Origin of the sequence: Streptomyces graminilatus (assembly GCF_001418565.1) — a bacterium.
Classification (GTDB): Bacteria; Actinomycetota; Actinomycetes; order Streptomycetales; family Streptomycetaceae; genus Streptomyces; species Streptomyces graminilatus.
Genome location: NZ_LIQQ01000671.1, coordinates 1 through 1,361, shown reverse-complemented (window position 1 = coordinate 1,361; position 1,361 = coordinate 1). Strand labels below are relative to the sequence as shown.

General features: G+C 69.7%; 1 protein-coding gene. It reads left to right on the top strand.

Going from position 1 to position 1,361, the window contains the following annotated elements; genetic code table 11:
* Positions 1–37 precede the first annotated feature (37 nt).
* The coding region (locus AOK08_RS39540; protein WP_157877003.1) for a DNA polymerase III subunit gamma and tau at positions 38–1,361 on the top strand (1,324 nt) is incomplete at its 3' end.

Sequence of the window (1,361 nt, the reverse complement as noted above, 5' to 3'; positions counted from 1 at the left end):
GGGTCGACTGTCAGTGGGGCCCGATATCGTCGTAAGCGTGTCGTCCCTTGCGCTGTACCGCCGCTATCGCCCGGAGTCGTTCGCCGAGGTCATCGGGCAGGAGCATGTAACCGACCCGCTGCAGCAGGCGCTGCGGAACAACCGGGTCAATCACGCGTACCTGTTCAGCGGGCCGCGCGGCTGCGGCAAGACGACCAGTGCGCGCATCCTGGCGCGCTGCCTGAACTGCGAGAAGGGGCCGACGCCGACGCCCTGCGGTGAGTGTCAGTCCTGCCGGGACCTGGCGCGCAACGGGCCGGGGTCGATCGACGTCATCGAGATCGACGCGGCCTCGCACGGTGGTGTGGACGACGCCCGTGACCTGCGGGAGAAGGCCTTCTTCGGGCCTGCCAGCAGTCGCTACAAGATCTACATCATCGACGAGGCCCACATGGTCACGCCGGCCGGCTTCAACGCCCTGCTCAAGGTCGTCGAGGAACCGCCGGAGCACCTCAAGTTCATCTTCGCGACCACGGAACCCGAGAAGGTCATCGGGACTATTCGATCCCGGACCCACCACTATCCCTTCCGGCTTGTTCCGCCCGGGACTCTCCGTGAGTACCTCGCCGAGGTCTGCGGGCACGAGAACATCCAAGTTGCCGATGGCGTGTTTCCGCTCGTCGTCCGGTCCGGCGCGGGTTCCGTACGAGACTCGATGTCCGTCATGGATCAGCTGCTGGCCGGCGCCGGTGATGACGGGGTGACCTACGCCATGGCCACCTCCCTCCTCGGCTACACGGACGCCTCGCTGCTCGACTCCGTGGTCGAGGCCTTCGCCTCCGGGGACGGTGCTGCCGCCTTCGAGGTCGTGGACCGCATCATCGAAGGCGGCAACGACCCCCGCCGCTTCGTCACCGACCTGCTCGAACGGCTGCGCGACCTGGTGATCCTCGCCGCCGTGCCGGACGCGACCGAGAAGGGGCTCATCGACGCCCCTGTGGATGTGGTCGAGCGTATGCAGGCCCAGGCCGGCGTCTTCGGCGCCGCCGAACTCAGCCGTGCCGCCGACCTCGTCAACGAGGGGCTCACCGAGATGCGGGGCGCCACCTCGCCCCGGCTCCAACTGGAACTCATCTGCGCGCGCGTGCTGCTCCCGGGCGCGTACGGGGACGAGCGTTCCGTCATGGCCCGGCTCGACAAGCTGGAGCGCGGCATCAACTTCTCCGGCGGCCCGGCGGCAGGCATGGGCGGCGCCGGTGTCGCCATGGGGTACGTCCCGGGACCCGGTGCGCACGACAGCGCGGCTGTCTACGGCGGTCCCGCCGGAGCCCCGCTGCCGCCGGTTCCGCCTGCCGGCGGGGTCGCGGCGGCGCGGGCCGCGG